The sequence below is a fragment of the Achromobacter sp. SIMBA_011 genome, assembly GCF_046535435.1.
Lineage (GTDB): Bacteria > Pseudomonadota > Gammaproteobacteria > Burkholderiales > Burkholderiaceae_B > Achromobacter > Achromobacter dolens.
In genome coordinates, this window is record NZ_JAWRWN010000662.1 from 1 (window position 1) to 262 (window position 262).

Consider the following 262-nt stretch of genomic DNA (forward strand, 5'->3'; position numbering starts at 1 on the left):
GCCGGACGCCGGGCAAAGGCGAGCATGACGCCGAAGGCCATCATCATGGAGCCGCTGATTCGGTTCACCCGCTTCAGGGCGCGCGCATTGCGCATGAGACCGGACAACCGAGAACCAATGAAGGCGTAAACGGTGATAGCCACCACCTCGAGCAGCAGGAAAATTGCGCCGAGCGTGGCGAAACTCTGCCAATAGGCGTCCTGCTGGATGAATTGCGGGAAAAACGCCGTGAAGATCAGGATGGCCTTCGGATTGCCGGAGG

The 262-nt window shown here is 60.3% G+C and carries 1 protein-coding gene; it reads right to left on the reverse strand.

Annotated features, from left to right (window positions below; translation table 11 throughout):
- Positions 1-262: LysE family translocator (locus SB816_RS32610; protein ID WP_410548326.1), on the reverse strand; the 262-nt coding region annotated here is incomplete at both ends.